General features: G+C 65.1%; 15 protein-coding genes. 8 read left to right on the forward strand and 7 right to left on the reverse strand.

The annotated features are described in order from the left end of the window. Window positions 1-146: 146 nt before the first annotated feature. Window positions 147-1280 carry an LLM class flavin-dependent oxidoreductase gene (locus ACT3SZ_RS03810; RefSeq protein WP_444616814.1) on the reverse strand — a complete coding sequence of 378 codons (1134 nt, stop codon included), beginning with the start codon at window positions 1278-1280 and terminating at the stop codon, window positions 147-149. A 111-nt stretch (window positions 1281-1391) separates the two neighbouring features. Between ACT3SZ_RS03810 and ACT3SZ_RS03815 the strand changes: the two genes are divergently transcribed. Continuing rightward, window positions 1392-2525 carry a MarR family transcriptional regulator gene (locus tag ACT3SZ_RS03815; RefSeq protein WP_444616815.1) on the forward strand — a complete coding sequence of 378 codons (1134 nt, stop codon included), beginning with the start codon at window positions 1392-1394 and terminating at the stop codon, window positions 2523-2525. 5 nt (window positions 2526-2530) lie between these two features. Here ACT3SZ_RS03815 and ACT3SZ_RS03820 read toward each other — a convergent pair whose 3' ends face one another. The 6 genes from ACT3SZ_RS03820 to dnaA all read right to left on the reverse strand — a co-directional run bounded on the left by ACT3SZ_RS03820 (window position 2531) and on the right by dnaA (window position 10468). Beyond that, the gene (locus ACT3SZ_RS03820; RefSeq protein WP_444616816.1) at window positions 2531-3379 is read right to left on the reverse strand and encodes an alpha/beta fold hydrolase; all 849 of its coding nucleotides are present in this window, start codon (window positions 3377-3379) and stop codon (window positions 2531-2533) included. Next, window positions 3372-5420 (reverse strand): DNA topoisomerase (ATP-hydrolyzing) subunit B, encoded by a 2049-nt coding sequence (gene gyrB, locus ACT3SZ_RS03825; RefSeq protein WP_444616818.1) that lies wholly within the window; start codon window positions 5418-5420, stop codon window positions 3372-3374. Before gyrB ends, ACT3SZ_RS03820 begins: the two co-directional genes overlap by 8 nt. Window positions 5421-5481: 61 nt before the next feature. Beyond that, complete coding sequence (locus tag ACT3SZ_RS03830; protein ID WP_301442201.1) at window positions 5482-5952, reverse strand: DciA family protein; 471 nt, start codon at window positions 5950-5952, stop codon at window positions 5482-5484. 58 nt (window positions 5953-6010) lie between these two features. After that, window positions 6011-7159 (reverse strand): DNA replication/repair protein RecF, encoded by a 1149-nt coding sequence (gene recF, locus ACT3SZ_RS03835; RefSeq protein ID WP_444616820.1) that lies wholly within the window; start codon window positions 7157-7159, stop codon window positions 6011-6013. 4 nt (window positions 7160-7163) lie between these two features. Beyond that, a complete protein-coding gene (gene dnaN / locus ACT3SZ_RS03840; RefSeq protein WP_444616822.1) occupies window positions 7164-8333 on the reverse strand; it encodes a DNA polymerase III subunit beta in 1170 nt (389 codons plus the stop codon). A 635-nt stretch (window positions 8334-8968) separates the two neighbouring features. Continuing rightward, entirely contained in the window at window positions 8969-10468 is a 1500-nt protein-coding gene (gene dnaA, locus ACT3SZ_RS03845; protein ID WP_444616823.1) for a chromosomal replication initiator protein DnaA, read from the reverse strand. A gap of 672 nt (window positions 10469-11140) precedes the next feature. Here dnaA and rpmH point away from each other — a divergent pair. The 7 genes from rpmH to ACT3SZ_RS03880 all read left to right on the forward strand — a co-directional run bounded on the left by rpmH (window position 11141) and on the right by ACT3SZ_RS03880 (window position 15832). Further along, on the forward strand, window positions 11141-11284 hold the full coding sequence (gene rpmH / locus ACT3SZ_RS03850; RefSeq protein WP_075811958.1) for a 50S ribosomal protein L34: 144 nt from the start codon (window positions 11141-11143) through the stop codon (window positions 11282-11284). 26 nt (window positions 11285-11310) lie between these two features. Further along, entirely contained in the window at window positions 11311-11661 is a 351-nt protein-coding gene (rnpA, locus tag ACT3SZ_RS03855; protein ID WP_444616825.1) for a ribonuclease P protein component, read from the forward strand. Then, window positions 11627-11920 carry a membrane protein insertion efficiency factor YidD gene (gene yidD, locus ACT3SZ_RS03860; protein WP_444616827.1) on the forward strand — a complete coding sequence of 98 codons (294 nt, stop codon included), beginning with the start codon at window positions 11627-11629 and terminating at the stop codon, window positions 11918-11920. Before rnpA ends, yidD begins: the two co-directional genes overlap by 35 nt. Before the next feature lie 33 nt (window positions 11921-11953). Continuing rightward, entirely contained in the window at window positions 11954-12928 is a 975-nt protein-coding gene (yidC, locus tag ACT3SZ_RS03865; RefSeq protein ID WP_444616829.1) for a membrane protein insertase YidC, read from the forward strand. Between the two features lie 80 nt (window positions 12929-13008). Next, window positions 13009-13677: a 16S rRNA (guanine(527)-N(7))-methyltransferase RsmG gene (gene rsmG, locus ACT3SZ_RS03870; RefSeq protein WP_444616830.1), complete on the forward strand. Its 669-nt coding sequence runs from the start codon at window positions 13009-13011 to the stop codon at window positions 13675-13677. Window positions 13678-13832: 155 nt separating this feature from the next. Further along, on the forward strand, window positions 13833-14774 hold the full coding sequence (locus ACT3SZ_RS03875; protein WP_444616832.1) for a ParA family protein: 942 nt from the start codon (window positions 13833-13835) through the stop codon (window positions 14772-14774). Next, window positions 14774-15832, forward strand: coding sequence for a ParB/RepB/Spo0J family partition protein (locus ACT3SZ_RS03880; protein WP_444616834.1), 1059 nt, complete (start codon window positions 14774-14776; stop codon window positions 15830-15832). The genes ACT3SZ_RS03875 and ACT3SZ_RS03880 overlap by 1 nt, the downstream gene beginning before the upstream one ends. Window positions 15833-15860: the final 28 nt, after the last annotated feature.

Raw genomic sequence — 15860 nt, forward strand, 5'->3', positions numbered from 1 at the left:
GCTTGTGCATAAGTTTGTGTCGACGAGTTGTCGGGCTACGTCGTCGGGGCCGGGTAGCAGGACCGGATCGATTCCCGTGAAACGTGCGAGGAGCCACCAGATAGCGAGAACTCCGGCGAATGTCAGGAGATGGAGAGGTACCCTCCTCATGCGTCGAAATTCGTCACAGTGACGCCGCGAGCACGGATGGCGGGGACGACCCCCTCCCCCACCTGATAGGCCTCCTCGAGATGAGGAACCCCGGAGAGGACGAAGTGGGTTACACCGACGGCACGGTAGTCGTCGATCCGCTCGGCGATTTCCTCGTAGGATCCAACGAGAGCGGTACCCGCGCCACCACGAACTAGACCGATACCGGCCCACAGGTTCGGCGAGACCTCCAACGTCCGGGCGTCCTGCCCCGGGGCGAAGTCTGCGCCGCGGCCATGGAGCTCGCTCATGCGCCGCTGCCCCTCGGACTGTGAGGTCGCGAGTCCCTCCTGTGCGGCCCGCACACGTTCGGGGTCAAGGGAGTCGAAGAGTCGTTGGGCCACCGACCACGCCTCCTCGGCGGTCGGCCGGGCGATCACGTGAAGACGCACGCCATACTCCAGCGTCCGACCGTGGGCGGAGGCCCGTTCCCGGACGCGCTCCAGCTTCTCGCCTACCTGCTCCGGAGGTTCGCCCCAGGTGAGGTAGACGTCCGATCGTTTCGCCGCCACCTCGATTCCCTCGGGCGAGGATCCACCGAAGTAGACCGGAGGGACCACCTCGGGACGCTGCTTCAGTGCAGCCTCGTCCACGCTGAGATGTTTCCCGTGAAACGTCAACGGTTCATCGGACGTCCAGAGGTGGTCGGCGACGGCGAGGGTCTCATCGGCGATGCCGTAGCGCTCCGCCTTGGTGGTGTAGTCGCCGAAGGCCCGCTGCTCGGAGTCCTCTCCACCGACCACCACATTGAGCAGCAGGCGTCCCCCGGAAAGATCCTGGAAGGTCGCGGCCTGGTGCGCGGTGAGTGAAGGACCGATGAGGCCCGGGCGGATGGCCACGAGGAACTTCAGACGGCTGGTGGTGGCCAACAACGCAGACGTGGTCACCCAGGCGTCCTGGCACCACCGGCCGGTCGGGGTGAGTACGGACTCGAAGCCATTGCGCTCGGCAGCGTGCGCCACCTCGGAGAGGTAGTCCAGATCAGCGGGCCGCTCCCCCCGTTCCGGGCCGGCACCGTGCCCGCCGCCCACAATATTCCGGGAATCGCCCGAGGTCGGTAGGAACCAGTGCAGTGTGATGTTCTGTGTCATGACCGCTGAGTAGACCATCCAGTCTGCAGGCGCGGCGAACGTTTTACTCACCACGAATTGATAGACCGAGCGGTCTGTCTTTTCAGCGTGATCTGAATTACGCTGAGTGCCATGACCGCCGTCCAACTCTCTCCGACTGCGCACTTCACCGCCCCCGCCACCGGCCCGGCGAAGTGCCTCCACCAGATCCGCACGTCCCCCGGCATCACCCGTGGACGCCTGCACGAAGATCTCGGCATGTCCCAACCCACGGTAACCCGCCACGTCAGCGCCCTCATCGACGCTGGGCTGGTCGAACAGGTCTCCCCCACCAGCGGTGGCGGCGTGGGCCGGCCCGGCTCCACCCTGCAACCCGACGGGCGCAATCTCACCGCGCTCGGCGCGCACGTAGGCCTGCGCAGCACCCAGCTCGTCGCCGTCGACGGCGTGGGCCGTCCTCTCCGCAAGCGGACCCTGCGCCTCCCGGTCGCCGAACTCGGCCCGGAGGACGCCATGGAGGCCGTTCATCACGCCCTGATGACCCTCGGCCGCGACTTCCCCGCCCCGGTCAGTCTCGGTGTCGCCTTCTCCGCGCACGTGGACTACGCCGGACGCATCACCTCACCGTCCTACGGCTGGCAGGACGTCGACCCTGTCGCCCACCTCGACACCGACATTCCCGTCGCGGTCTCCACCGGTGTCGGCGCGATGGCCGGCTCCGAGCTCAGCAGTTCCCCCCTCTCCCTGGGCCGAGACCCATTGGCCTCCACGTTGTACGTCTACGCCCGTGAGCTCGTCGGCCACGCGTGGATTGTGGGCAGTGCCGTGCACCAGCCGTATACGGGATCCGCGCCGTCGGCGTTCAATGACATCGCGGCGTCCGGCAGTTTCTCGGACCGCCACGGGCACCCCCTGGGGTCGACGGCGGTGCTGGACGTCGCGCGGCGGCGCGGCCTGAACGTGTCTACTGTGCCGGACCTGGTTGCGCTCGCAGAGCGCAACCCCGTGGGCCGGGAGATCCTCGATGAACGTGCCGCGCTGCTAGCCCGGATCATCTCGCTGGCCGTCGACGTGGTCGACCCGTCCACCGTCGTCTTCGCCGGTGAGACGTTCACCGCAGACCCCGGCACCGTGCGCATCATCGCCGAGGGGCTGCGCGGGACGGGACGTCAGCTCAGCATCCAACGCGCCGGCGACGGCATCCTCTCGCGCGCCGCAGCTGTCACCGCCCTGCACCGTCTGTGGCAGGACCCGCTGGCCGCATAGAGCACTTACAGCGCAGCGACGAAGCGCTCGAGGCGCTCGCCGACGTCCTGCGGCTCCCGCGCCCAGCGGTTGTGCCCGAGCGTGCCGGGGAACTCCTCCACCTGCGCCGGAAGCAGCTCCCCTAGAGCCTCACAGGACGCGAGGGTGCAGTAGGTGTCGTCGCTGTAGCGGGTGAGCAGCACCGGGACGGTCACGTCCCGCATTGCCGCCATGTAGTCCAGGTCGGCACCGCGCAGCTTGCGCAGTTCATTGCGACGCCCGAAACGGGCCCACTCCCCGATGTGGACGCCGGACTGGCGACCGTAATTCGTGACGTCGAGGCGTCCGTCCGGCCAGTAGCCGAGCAGCCGGCTGACACCACCCATGAGGTAGCCGCCAAAATGCAGGCGTGAGCGCTCCGGATTGTCGAACGTCCGGTAGTACGGCGAGCCGCTACCGACGCCGAACATGCCGATCACGTTGAGTTCACGCGCCTCCGGGCGGGCCAGGAACAGCGAGCCGATCTGCCCACCCATCGAGTGCGTCAGCAGGACGGTGGGGTGCTCGACCGGCAGGCCGAGCGCCTCCTTCGCCGCGCGGATCGTCCGCGGGTAATCGCCGGACGCCATGTCGTGGTAGCCCCAGCTCGCCGTCCGGCTCGCGTGGGCGGTGCTGTCGCCCTGGCCGCGCAACTCGCCGACGGCCACGGGAAACCCGCGTGCCGCCAGGTCCTCGGCGATAGGACGGTAGTAGCGCGCGCCCATGCCGAGACCCGGCCAGACCATGACCAGGGGTCGGTCTGCGCCGGGAAAGAGCCGCACCGGGGAGGTGCTGCCGTCGGGCATCGCGACATCGAGCATCGCGAGATCAGACATCGAGGAACCGGACGTCCTTGGCGTTGCGGGTGATGAAACTGCGGCGGGCGACGACGTCGTCGCCCATGAGGATGCTGAAGGTCTCGTCGGCGCTGGCGGCGTCCTCCAGGGTGACCTTCTTCAGGATGCGGTCAGTGGGGTCCATGGTGGTCTCCCACAGCTCCTTGGCGTTCATCTCGCCAAGGCCCTTGTAACGCTGGATGCCGTCGTCCTTGTTGATCTTGCGGCCCTTGGACAGGCCCTCCTGCAGCTGTGCATCGCGCTCAGCGTCGGAGTAAGCGAAACCGGGCTCGCCCTTGCCCCACTTCAGCTTGTACAGCGGCGGCTGTGCGAGGTAGACGTGGCCTTCCTCGACCAGCGGGCGCATGAAGCGGAAAAGCAGCGTGAGCAGCAGGGTGGCGATGTGTTGGCCGTCCACGTCGGCGTCGGCCATCAGGACGATCTTGTGGTAGCGCAGCTTCGTGATGTCGAACTCATCGTGGATGCCGGTGCCCAGGGCGGTGATGATCGCCTGGACCTCGTTGTTCTTCAGCACCTTGTCCAGGCGCGCCTTCTCCACGTTGAGGATCTTGCCGCGCAGCGGGAGGATCGCCTGGTACATCGAGTCGCGGCCGGACTTCGCCGAGCCACCGGCGGAGTCGCCCTCCACGATGTAGAGCTCGGACTTCACCGGGTCCTTGGACCGGCAGTCGGCCAGCTTGCCGGGCAGTCCGCCGACGTCAGTGGCAGACTTACGACGCACCAGGTCGCGGGCCTTCCGGGCGGCGTCGCGGGCCTGAGCCGAAGAGACGGCCTTGTTGATGATGGCCTTGGCCTCGGCCGGGTTCGCGTCGAACCAGCCGGAGACGTGCTCATTGACCATCTTCTGCACGAAGCTCTTGATCTCGGTGTTGCCGAGCTTCGTCTTGGTCTGGCCCTCGAACTGCGGGTCACCGACACGCACGGAGATCACCGCGGCGAGACCTTCACGGCAGTCGTCGCCGGAGAGCTTGGTGTCCTTCTCCTTGAGCAGCTTGTGGTCGCGGGCGTACTTGTTCATCAGGTACGTCAGCGCGGCGCGGAAGCCCTCTTCGTGGGTGCCACCCTCGATGGTGTTGATGGTGTTGGCGAAGGTGTGGACCGACTGGGAGTAGCCGGAGTTCCACTGCATCGCGATCTCGACCTCGTGGTCATCGCCCTCGGCGTCGAAGCCGACGATGGAGGGGTGGATCGCGGTCTTCGTCCGGTTAAGGTGCGTGACGTAGTCCTTGAGGCCATCCGGGTAGTGGAAGACCTTCTTGCGCTCCTTCGGGACGGGACGGTTGTCCTCGTCCGGCTTCGGTGCGGCGGCGTCCTCCACGGACTCCGCGGCGACCTCGGCCTCCACGTCCTGCTCGATGACCTTGACCCGCTCATCGGTGAGCGTGATGGTCAGGCCCTTGTTCAGGAAGGCCATCTCCTGGAGTCGACGCGAGACCGTCTCGAAGTTGTAGTCGGTGGTCTCGAAGATGTCCGGGTCGGCCCAGAAACGCTGCCGGGTACCGGTGCCGCGGGCCTTCTTGACCTGCTCGAGTTCCTCGGGCACGGCGTGGTCGAACACCTGACGCCACATGACGCCGTCGCGCGTGATCTGGGTTTCGACACGGGTCGACAGGGCGTTGACCACGGAAATGCCCACACCGTGCAGACCGCCGGAGACCGCGTAGGCCTGGGAGTCGAACTTACCGCCGGCGTGGAGCTCGGTCATCACGACCTGGACGGTGGGACGCCCGGTGGGGTGCATCTCCACGGGGATGCCACGGCCATTGTCCGTGACTTCCACGGAGCCGTCGTCATGGAGGATGACCTCGACGTGGGTGGCGAAGCCTGCCATGGCCTCGTCCACGGAGTTGTCCACGACCTCCCAGATCAGGTGGTGCAGCCCTCGTTCACCGGTGGAGCCGATGTACATGCCGGGGCGCTTGCGGACAGCCTCCAGGCCCTCGAGGATGGTGATGGAGTCCGCGCCGTACTCTCCGTTGGCGGGGGTGTTCTCGGCGGGGATGTTATCGGCCTCGGCCACAGTCGCTTCAGCTCCTTCTCGGCAAATGGGTTAACCCCCACATTGTACCAGGTGAAAGGGCTCAGCCGTAGGTGTCCCGGGGGCCGCGTCCCTTCACGTGCAGCGGCCCGTGACGCCAGCTCGGGGCCTTCGGCCCGTAGATCTTGAGCTCCGCGACGACGTCCGGCCCGATGCGTGCCGCGATGGTCTTCAGGATCGTCGACTGCATCAGCCGCAGGTTCGTGGCCCAGGCCGTGGAGTCGCTCTCCACGTGCAGCTGACGCTTTTTCTCGTTGTACATCACCACGTGGGTGTGCCGGCCGATGTTCTCGCCGACGATCTCCGGCCAGGCGCTGCGCAACGACCCTGCGGCGAAGTTTCGTCCCCAGCCATTGCGCTTGATCTCGCGCTGCACGAGTTCGCTGAACTCGCCGGGGTCGCGGTAGCTGCGGTCGAGGCGCCCGTCGTAGCGGGTCTTCATCGTGCGAGGACGGCGCCCCTTGCGCCGGACGGGACGCCCGGGGCGTCCTGCCGCGGCGCGCAGCATCTCCATGCGCTCGGCGACGGGGTCGCGCTCAGGCTCGGGTCCGGACTCGGGCTCGCCCCCCTGCTCACTCACTGTCGAGCTCCGAAACCCGGCCATCGTCGGTGTCGTGCGCAACGACGGTGTGCACCGCGGCGACCGAGCGCAGGTCAGCGGGGATATCGTCCCCCACCGCCGCGGTGATGAGCACCTGCTCGGCCTCGGCGGCGAGGTCGACGAGGGCGGCCCGGCGGTGGCGATCGAGTTCGGCGAAGACATCGTCGAGAATCACGACGGGTTCCGTCCCGTCGGCGCGGTGCATGCGGTGCGCGGCGAGGCGCAGGGTGAGCGCGAAGGACCAGGACTCGCCGTGGCTGGCGAAGCCCTTCGCCGGCTGCGTGCCGAGCACGAGAGTGAGGTCGTCGCGGTGCGGGCCGGTGAGTGTGGTGCCGCGTTCGATCTCCGCGTCGCGCCGTCGGGCGAAGCCCTCCAGCAGGACGGCTTCCGCCACGTCCGGGTCGAGCAGTTGCGGACTGCCCGGCTCACCGAGGTCGATGCTGGTGGCGTAGGTGATGAGAGCAGGACGCGACCCGGGTGCCAGACGCGCGTAGGTCTCGCGCACATGCGGTTCCAGGTCGTGGACGAGCTGCGCGCGGGCCGACATGATCTGGCCACCGAGGGCAGCCAGGCGGGCGTCCCACACGTCGAGGGTGGGCAGGGTGTCGGAGTCGACGCCGTGGCGCAGCAGCGCATTGCGCTGCTTGAGGGCTTTGTCGTAGTCCGTGCGCACGCCGGCGAGGCGCGGATAACGCGCGATCATGGTCTGGTCGAGGAAGGCGCGGCGCTGTTCGGGTTCCCCACGCACCAGGGCGAGATCCTCGGGGGCGAACAACGTCGTTCGGACGATGCCGGCGATGCCGCGCTGGTTCTTGACCTGCGTCCGGTTCACCGCCGCCTGGTTCGCCCCACGGGCATTGAGGACGAGGTGGGCGGTGAGTTCGCGGCCATGGTTGACCGCGGTAGCCGACAGGCGGGCCGAGTCGCATCCCTCGCGGACGAGGGCCGCGTCCGTGCTGACACGGTGGGAGCCCTGGTGGGCGAGGTAGCCGACGGCCTCGACGATGTTGGTCTTGCCGTTGCCGTTGGGGCCGGTGAAGACGGTGACCCCGGGGGCCAACTCGAGGTCGAGCTGGCGCCACGAGCGGAAGTCACCCAGGTGGAGCGAGCGGATGTACATCCGGTCAGCCCGGCAGGCGGACAGGCATCAACAGGTAGGTGAAGGAGCTCTCCGGGGTGGGGAAGGTTCCGTCGGCGGAGGCCTCCGGCAGCTCGTCCGGCTCGGGGACGAGCACCGCGGAGCGGGATGCCTGGTTGAAGCCGAAGACCACCCGGTCGGTGTGCACGGAGCCCAGGCCGTCCTTCAAGTAGCCGGGGTGGAAGGCGATGACCAGGGGCTCACCGGCGAAGGCGCAGGGCAGCTGCTCCTTGGCTACACCGAGGTCGCTGCCGCCGGCGGAGAGGGTGAGCGTGCCTTCCTCGAAGTCCATCTTCACCGGGGAGTTGCCGTCGGTGACCAGGGAGACACGACGGATGGCGTCCAGCAGCGGGGTGATCTCCACGCTGGCCAGGGAGGTATGGGTCTTCGGGAACAGCGACCGGAACTTCGGGAAGTCGGAGTCGATGAGGCGCGTGGTGGTCTTGCGGTCGGCGGTGGAAATGCCCAACAGGCGTCCGCCGTCCTGATCCAGGGCGATCTCGACCGGGTCGCCGGTGGAGTCCAGTGAACGTGCAGTCTCGGCCAGGGTGCGGGCCGGGATCAGCAGTTCGCCGGAGATGTCGGCCCGGGCAGGAACCCAGTCCAGGGTGCGCACGGCGAAGCGGAAGCGGTCGGTAGCTGCGAGGACGAGGTGCTCGCCGTCGATCTCCATGCGGATACCGGTCAGCATGGGCAGGGTTTCGTCACGACTGGAGGCGATGGCGACCTGGCTGATGACTTCGGTGAACAGGTGCGGATCCAGGGATCCGGCGATCTGAGGGAAATCAGGGAGGACGGGGTAGTCGTCGATGGTCATGGCGGGGAGCTCGAAGTGTGAACTACCGCAGTTGACCAGGACCTTGGTGCCGTCGTAGTCCAGCCGGACTGGCTTGTCCGGGAGAGCACCGATGATGTTGGACGCCAAGCGCCCGGCGACGAGAACCTTGCCGGGTTCGGAGACGTCCGCCGAGACGCGGACCTTCGTGGAGACCTCGCGGTCGAAGCCGGAGAGCAGGAGGCCGTCGTCGGTGGCCTCGATGAGCACGCCCCGGAGGATCGGCTGGGAGGCCTTGCTCGGCAAGGTGCGAGCGACCCAGGCCAGTGCCGAGGAGAATTCGTCCTTGGACACGGTGAAACTGACGGACGGGTGGTCCACGCCTGGGATCCTTTCGCTGGTGCTGGCTCTTGGTGAATCTAGGTCGTAACCCTAGCCGACGCCGAGGTCGGACGGTACCGGTGCTCACCTCGTCCGCCGGAGGTCCGGCGTACCGGTCGGTGAGGGTTGTGCACACCGGTTATTTCTTCTTTGGATTCTCCATGGATGAAACCGGTAGTAGCAGTAGGGGGTGTGCAGTCTGTGGAGGAACGATGGAATGGGCGGTGGTGTGCTGGTCGGAGCGGCGGACGACATTGTTGTAAGTTGTTCACAGCCGGTGGATGAATCTGTGGATAACTGTGGGCGGTTGTGGATAACTTTCCGTGGGTGTGAGTTGTCCACATCGGCTGCACCGCCACTCCCCCGCCTTGTGGAGTTTATCCACAGGAGCGACCTGGGGTTTTCCGGAGTCCCAAGCTCGGGGATGCGGCGCTGACCTGCGAAATGACAAGAGTGTAATCCCCAGGTCGCTGGAAAGAACCGCAGGTGGAGAGACTCCGGAAAACGTCCGATGGACCGGAAATGTGATCAAGGTCACTGAATTACAAGACTGTAATTACACGGCTGTGGACAAGGCTGTGGAAACTGTGCACAACTTCCGTCCCCGGCTGGTGACAGCCCGGCGGCGCTGTGTACTACTGTCTCGCGCGGGACTTAATGCGCTGGGTGAGTTCCTGGATCTGCTGGAAGGTCTTGCGGTCCTCCTGGATGGACTTACGGATCTTGCGCTCCGCGTACATCGCCGTGGTGTGGTCACGGCCACCGAAAACCTTGCCGATCTGGGGCAGGGAGAGCTCCGTGAGCTCGCGGCACAGATACATCGCGAACTGGCGTGCGGTGACCAGGCGGCGCACCTTGCCTTTACCCACCATTTCATCGACGGTCACGTCGAAGTACCCGGTGATCACCTCGATGATGATCTGCGGCGTGATCTCGACGTCTTTGGGGTCCGGCATGATGTCGCGCAGCGCGATCTCAGCGGCCTGGCGGGTTACCGGCTCCTTGCTGAGCGAGCAGTAGGCGGTGACGCGGATCATCGCGCCCTCAAGTTCGCGGATGGAGGTCTCGTAACGGCTGGCGATGAGTTCCAGAACGTCGTCCGGCAGGTAGGTCCCCTCCATCTGCGCCTTCTTGGAGAGAATCGCCATGCGAGTCTCGAGGTCCGGGGTCTGCACGTCGGTGATCAGCCCGCCTTCGAAGCGGGTGCGCAGACGGTCCTCCAGCGTGGTCAGCTGCTTCGGAGGACGGTCGGAGGACAGCACGATCTGCCGGTGGTTCTGCTGCAGCGCGTTGAAGGTGTGGAAGAACTCCTCCTGGGTGCTCTCCTTGCCCTGGAGGAACTGGATGTCGTCCACGATCAGCATGTCGAGGTTGCGGTAGTGGCGCTTGAACTGCTCGCCCCGGCCGTCACGCAGGGCGTTGACGAACTCATTCGTCATCTCCTCACTCGAGATGTAGCGCACCTTCATCCCGTGGCGCAGTTCCCGGGCGTAGTGGCCGATGGCGTGGAGCAGGTGAGTCTTGCCCAGACCGGACTCCCCCCAGATGAACAGGGGATTGTAGGCGTAGGCAGGTTTCTCGGCGACCGCGCGGCAGGCGGCGTTGGCGAACTGGTTGGACGACCCGGTGACGAACGTATCGAAGGTGTACTGGGGGTTCAGACGGTTCTCTGTGGCGTCGTCCTGCGCCTTCTTCGGTGCCTCCGGCACCGTTTCCTTGCGCGCGGGGACCTGTCGTTGCTGGTAGCCGCCGCCGGTGAGGTCCTCCCAGTGCTGTCGCTGACGTTCGGGGGACGGCGCGGGCGTGGGCGTCGGTGCCGGAGCCGGCGTGGGTGCGGCCTCTGCTTCCGTGACGGACTCGTCGACGCTGAGGGAGAGGGAGACGCTGTGTCCGAGCTGTTCCTCCAGGACGTCGCAGATCAGACCGGAGAGATTGTTCTCGGTCTCGGTGCGCGCCCACTTCGACGGAGTCTTCAGGACGGCGATGCCGTCGACGACGATCACAGGACTGAGTTGGCGCAGCAGGCTACGTGACCGAGAACTCAGTCGGGGGAACTCTGCGGAGTCCTCGTCGGCGTTGATCCACCTGTCGAGGAGGGAGCCCCAGACCTCCTTGAAGTCCACAGCATCGGGCATGTCGGGTCACCTTTCGGTGGGTGGGTTGGGTCTCGGAGTTCGTCTCTTGTTCATGCGCAGGAATCTGACGTTCATGTGCACAACACCGAAGCGGTGTTGGCCTGCGTATCCACAGTGTTGTGCACAGCTGTGGATAACTCTGTCCTGCTAGTTGTCAACAGGTTACTGCAGTGCTGTGGACAACCCCAACAATCGCGCGGTCAGTGTCCTGACCTGCAAAGACCGGGGTGAATCTCCAGTCGAGGGTTCGGGGGTGGATAGAGTTGTCCACAGCCCCTTTGCGTGAGCTGCAAGGATTGCCAGCGACCTGGCAGTTTTCCTGTGGACAAGCTTGTGCACCTTGCGCGGGAGGCGGGGATGTGCGTGCTGAGCGTTTGGGACCGTGACCTGCACCGGGCTGAGCGTTGAATGACACGCCTGTGATGAACCGGGATTTTGATTTACGTGGCCGAGCACGTAGGCTCGTCACCGTCTTCGAGTGTCACTGAACCCGGATTCCGGCGTCCCTGACTCTCACCCCCGTCATAGAACGGATGGATGGCCTGGGATCGCATGATCCTATCCGGTCTTCCGACCCACCAGACCGCAGTCGCGGTGGATGGGCCGGGCCCGGTCCGCGGAGCGGACCGAACTCGGTCGACCGCGGCGTAGAACAAAGAAGGAGTGAGTACCGTGGCCAAGGGCAAGCGTACTTTCCAGCCCAACAACCGTCGTCGTTCGCGTAAGCACGGTTTCCGTGCCCGCATGAGCACCCGCGCCGGCCGCGCAATCGTGTCGGCCCGTCGTCGTAAGGGCCGTGACAGCGTCACCGCGTAACGCGCCGCTACACACAAACCACCACCGTGCTTCCCTCGGAACACCGGCTCCGGTCGACCTCACTCTTCGGTGAGACCGTCCGACGAGGTCGGAAGAAGGGGTCTCGCACGGTGGTGGTTTATCTATATGCCCGCACGGACCACGTGGTCACGGGGGGCCCGCGAATGGGCCTCGTGGTTTCCAAGGCGGTCGGCAACGCCGTTACTCGGCACGCCGTCTCACGTCGGCTTCGCCATGTCACAGCCGGTCTACTGGCGGACTTTCCTCTGGAACCGTGGCACACCGTGGTGATTCGGGCGTTGCCCGCCTCGGGGGATGCCACGTCCGCGGAGTTGGATTCTGATGTGCGCCGAGCACTCCGACGCCTCACCGACTGACGCCTGGGACGTGTCCCATGGGCGCGCGCGGACGTTGCGAAGGTTGGTTCTGGGTTACCAGAACTATCTTTCACCCCTTAAACTGGGAGCGTCCTGCCGTTTTGAGCCGTCGTGCAGCGCCTACTCCCTGATAGCCTTTTCTCGTCATGGCGTGGTGAAGGGTTTTGTCCTCAGCGTTGCCCGCCTCGCCAAATGCGGTCCCTGGCACCCCGGCGGCTGGGATCCGGTTCCCCCACTCCGGACACGGCCACGCAGGTGACCGTCCACCTACAACAAGGAGATTGCACCACAAGTGCTTGACTTCATCTACTACCCCATCTCGGCGGTGTTGTGGTTCTGGCACAAAGTCTTCGGCTTTGTGCTCGGTCCAGACTCCGGCCTGTCCTGGGCCCTGGCGATCATCTTCCTGGTCGTCACGATCCGTGGCCTCCTCGTCCGACCTACGATCAAGCAGCTGCGCTCCAGTCGGAAGATGCAGGAGATGCAGCCCCGGATGCAGGAGATCCGGAAGAAGTACGCCAAGGATCAGCAGACCCAGGCTCTGGAGATGCGCAAGCTCCAGAAGGAGATGGGCGTCAACCCGCTGGCGAGCTGCCTGCCGATGTTGGTTCAGATCCCGATCTTCATTGGTCTGTTCCACGTGTTGCGCTCCTTCAACCGCACCGGAACTGGCACGGGCCAGCTCGGTATGTCGATCCAGGAGACCAGGGAAACCCCGAACTACTTCTTCGGAGTAGACGAGGTTCAGTCCTTCCTGGATGCGCGACTCTTTGGTACCCCGCTCTCGGCGTTCATCACCATGGAGAAGGACTCCTACGGTGCGTTCTCCAGTGACGGAAACGTGGACTTCGCCCAGTGGAACATCGTGGTCGTGGTGCTCCCGCTGATGCTGATCGCCTCCGTGCTCATGCACTTCAACGCCCGCATGTCGATGGACCGCCAGAAGAAGCGTCAGGCTGAGCAGCCGAAGAAGAAGAACGCGACTGCGCAAGAAGACATGATGCAGAACCAGATGATGATGATGCAGAAGCTGATGCTCTGGGTCCTCCCTGTGTTCATGTTCGCCGGTGGTTTCCTCTGGCAGGTCGGTCTCGCCGTCTACATGGCCGCGAACACTACCTGGATGTACGTCCAGCAGCGCCTCGTGTTCAACAAGATGGACCGCGAAGAGGAGGAGGAGAAGGCCGCCAAGATCGAGGCCAAGCGCTCCACCGCCCCCAAGCCCGGTGCTAAACCGAAGAACCAGAAGAAGCGCGACGGGAAGTAGTTCCCCTCTCGTTTTGGCCCCGTTCCCTCCTTGAGGGAGCGGGGTCTTTTTCATGTCCGCCCGCTCGCTACACTGGGAGTGTGAGCCAGTCAGAAGAGAACCTCCCGTCCAACGACGTCCCCTCCCCTCCCCCGGAAGCCGAGGCGGTCTTCGGAGACCGCCTCGGCCTCGCGGTTGATTATGCCGGTTGGCTGGGGGACGCCGGAGTCGTCCGTGGCCTTATCGGTCCGCGTGAGGTCGGGCGACTCTGGGACCGTCACATCCTCAACAGCGCGGTGCTGGCCGAGGTTATCGACGACGGGCAGCGTGTTGTCGATGTCGGCTCGGGTGCCGGCCTTCCTGGGATCCCCCTGGCGATCGCCCGCCCGGATCTCCGAGTGCAGTTGGTTGAGCCGCTCCTTCGGCGCGTCACTTTTTTGAACGAGGTCGTCGAAGCCCTTGGGCTCGACAATGTCGAGGTTTTCCGTGGGCGTGCCGAGGAGAAGGACATTCGTTCGGCGGTCGGACGAGCTGATGTCGTCACCTCCCGCGCCGTCGCGCCCGTCGGGCGCCTTATTACGTGGTCCCTGCCTCTGGCGCGCGTGGGAGGCCATGTGAAGGCTCTCAAGGGCTCTTCTGCGGGTGAGGAGTTGGTCCGGGACGCCAAGGACCTCACACGGGCTGGAGGCTCCCCTGGAGAGGTCCTGGAGGTCGGACGTCGCGCGCTCGGAAGTCCCACTTTCGTGGTGGATGTCGAACGCCTACGCTGAATCACAACGATCTGATTCGCCCCGGGGTTTCACGTGAAACCTCCGTTGTTACACGGACCCGGGGAGACTAAACTGACTGTGCAGGGTGATCCGCACAGTGTTTCACGTGAAACCCGCTCCGCCGCACCGCCCACTCCGTCATGCAAAGGAAGTACATGATTCCTCCCGACTGGGATGACACCCCTATCGCCGACGCGGCACGTCGCGCTGCGCGAATTCAGAACCCGGAGCGACTGTCCCTCCCCCGCCCGCCCCGGACGCGGAGGATTACGATCGCGAACCAGAAGGGTGGCGTAGGCAAGACCACCTCGGCGGTGAACCTCGCATGGGCTCTGGCGCTGCACGGGATGAAGGTTCTGGTCGTCGACCTCGACCCCCAGGGGAACTCGTCCACCGCGTGCGGGGCGGAGCACCGGATGGGTACCCCCTCCAGCTATGAATTGCTCATCGGCGAGAAGTCGGCCTCCGAAGTGACCCAGCAGAATTCGGAGAACGAGAATCTCTTCTGCATCCCGGCCACGATCGACCTCGCCGGTGCCGAGATTGAACTGGTCTCCATGGTTCGCCGGGAGTACCGTCTCAGCGACGCGCTCAGTGCCGACTACCTCGCGAGCCAGGGGTACGACTACGTCTTCATTGACTGCCCGCCCTCGCTCGGCCTGCTGACCATCAACGCGATGAACACAGTCTCTGAGGTTCTGATTCCCATCCAGTGCGAGTACTACGCGCTGGAAGGTGTTGGGCAGTTGCTCAACAACATCTCCATGATCAGGGAGCACCTGAACCCGGAGATTCACGTGTCCGCCGTCCTGCTCACCATGTACGACGCACGCACGAAACTCTCGGAGCAGGTTGCTGGAGAGGTGCGCAATCACTTCGGCAGCGCGGTCCTGGACAACCAGATTCCCCGCAGTGTGAAGGTTTCCGAGGCTCCGGGCTACGGCAAGACCGTCCTCCAGTACGATCCGGGCTCCCGTGGGGCCTTGGCCTACTTCGATGCCGCCGTGGAGTTCGCGAAACGTGGCGACTACCTCCCCCTCCCCGAGACCGCCCCTATCGGTGTGGCACCTGAATTCCGGACAGGAAGCAACAACTGATGTCAGAGAAGAAGCCGACCCTCCCCCAGCTCCCTCAGACCGAAACCCAACGCGGCGGACTCGGTCGCGGTCTCGCGGCCCTTATTCCCACGAGTCCTTCTAAGCCGCGTCTCGGTGCAGGTGCCGCCGACGTGATTCTTGGCCCTGCCGGCCAGCGTCCCAACGGACCCGCGAACGAGCGTCACAGTGACGTAAAGGACGAGGGGTCGAGTAAGGCCGTCGACAGGTCTCAGGAAAGTGTCGAGAGCGTCGGCGCGAGCTATCAGGAACTGCCTCTCGACCTGATCACGCGGAACCAAAAGAACCCGCGGGAGACTTTCGAGGAGGAGCCCCTCAACGAACTTGTCCACTCGATTAAGGAGTTCGGGCTTCTCCAGCCGGTCGTCGTCCGTCCGCTGGGTGAGTCATCCTATGAATTGATCATGGGCGAGCGCCGACTTCGCGCTTCCAAGCTCGCCGGCCTCGAGGTTATCCCGGCGATCGTCCGGGAGACGGACGACCAGGACATGCTCCGCGATGCCCTGCTCGAGAACATTCACCGTGTTCAGCTCAACCCGCTGGAGGAGGCGAACGCCTACCAGCAGTTGCTGCAGGAGTTCGATGTGACTCAGGCGGAACTCGCCCGACGGCTCGGACGCTCGCGCCCACTCATCACTAATATGATTCGCTTGCTGCAGCTGCCCGTTGGGGCACAGCGCAAGGTCGCCGCAGGCGTGCTGAGCGCGGGGCACGCGAGGGCACTTCTGGGCGTTAAGGCTGGTCACGAGGCCCAGGACCGCCTTGCCGATCGTATTATCGCCGAGGGCCTGAGCGTCCGTGCCACTGAAGAGGCCGTTGTCCTGTTGAATCGCGGGGACGAAGTCGCCCCCAAGGCACCCCGGGCGCCGCGGGAACAGCCTCAGGCGGTCACGCAGTGGGCATCGTCCGCCGCAGATGCTCTGGACACCCGAGTGACCGTGCAGATGGGCGCCAAGAAGGGGAAGATCGTCGTCGAGTTCGGCGATGAGGAGGACTTTTCACGTATTACGGACCTGCTGAAGCTCCCCAAGGAGGGCTGAGATCGCTAGGTTTCACGTGAAACCAGGC

Origin of the sequence: Corynebacterium sp. AOP40-9SA-29, from assembly GCF_052377405.1 — a bacterium.
In the GTDB taxonomy this organism is placed as follows: Bacteria; Actinomycetota; Actinomycetes; order Mycobacteriales; family Mycobacteriaceae; genus Corynebacterium.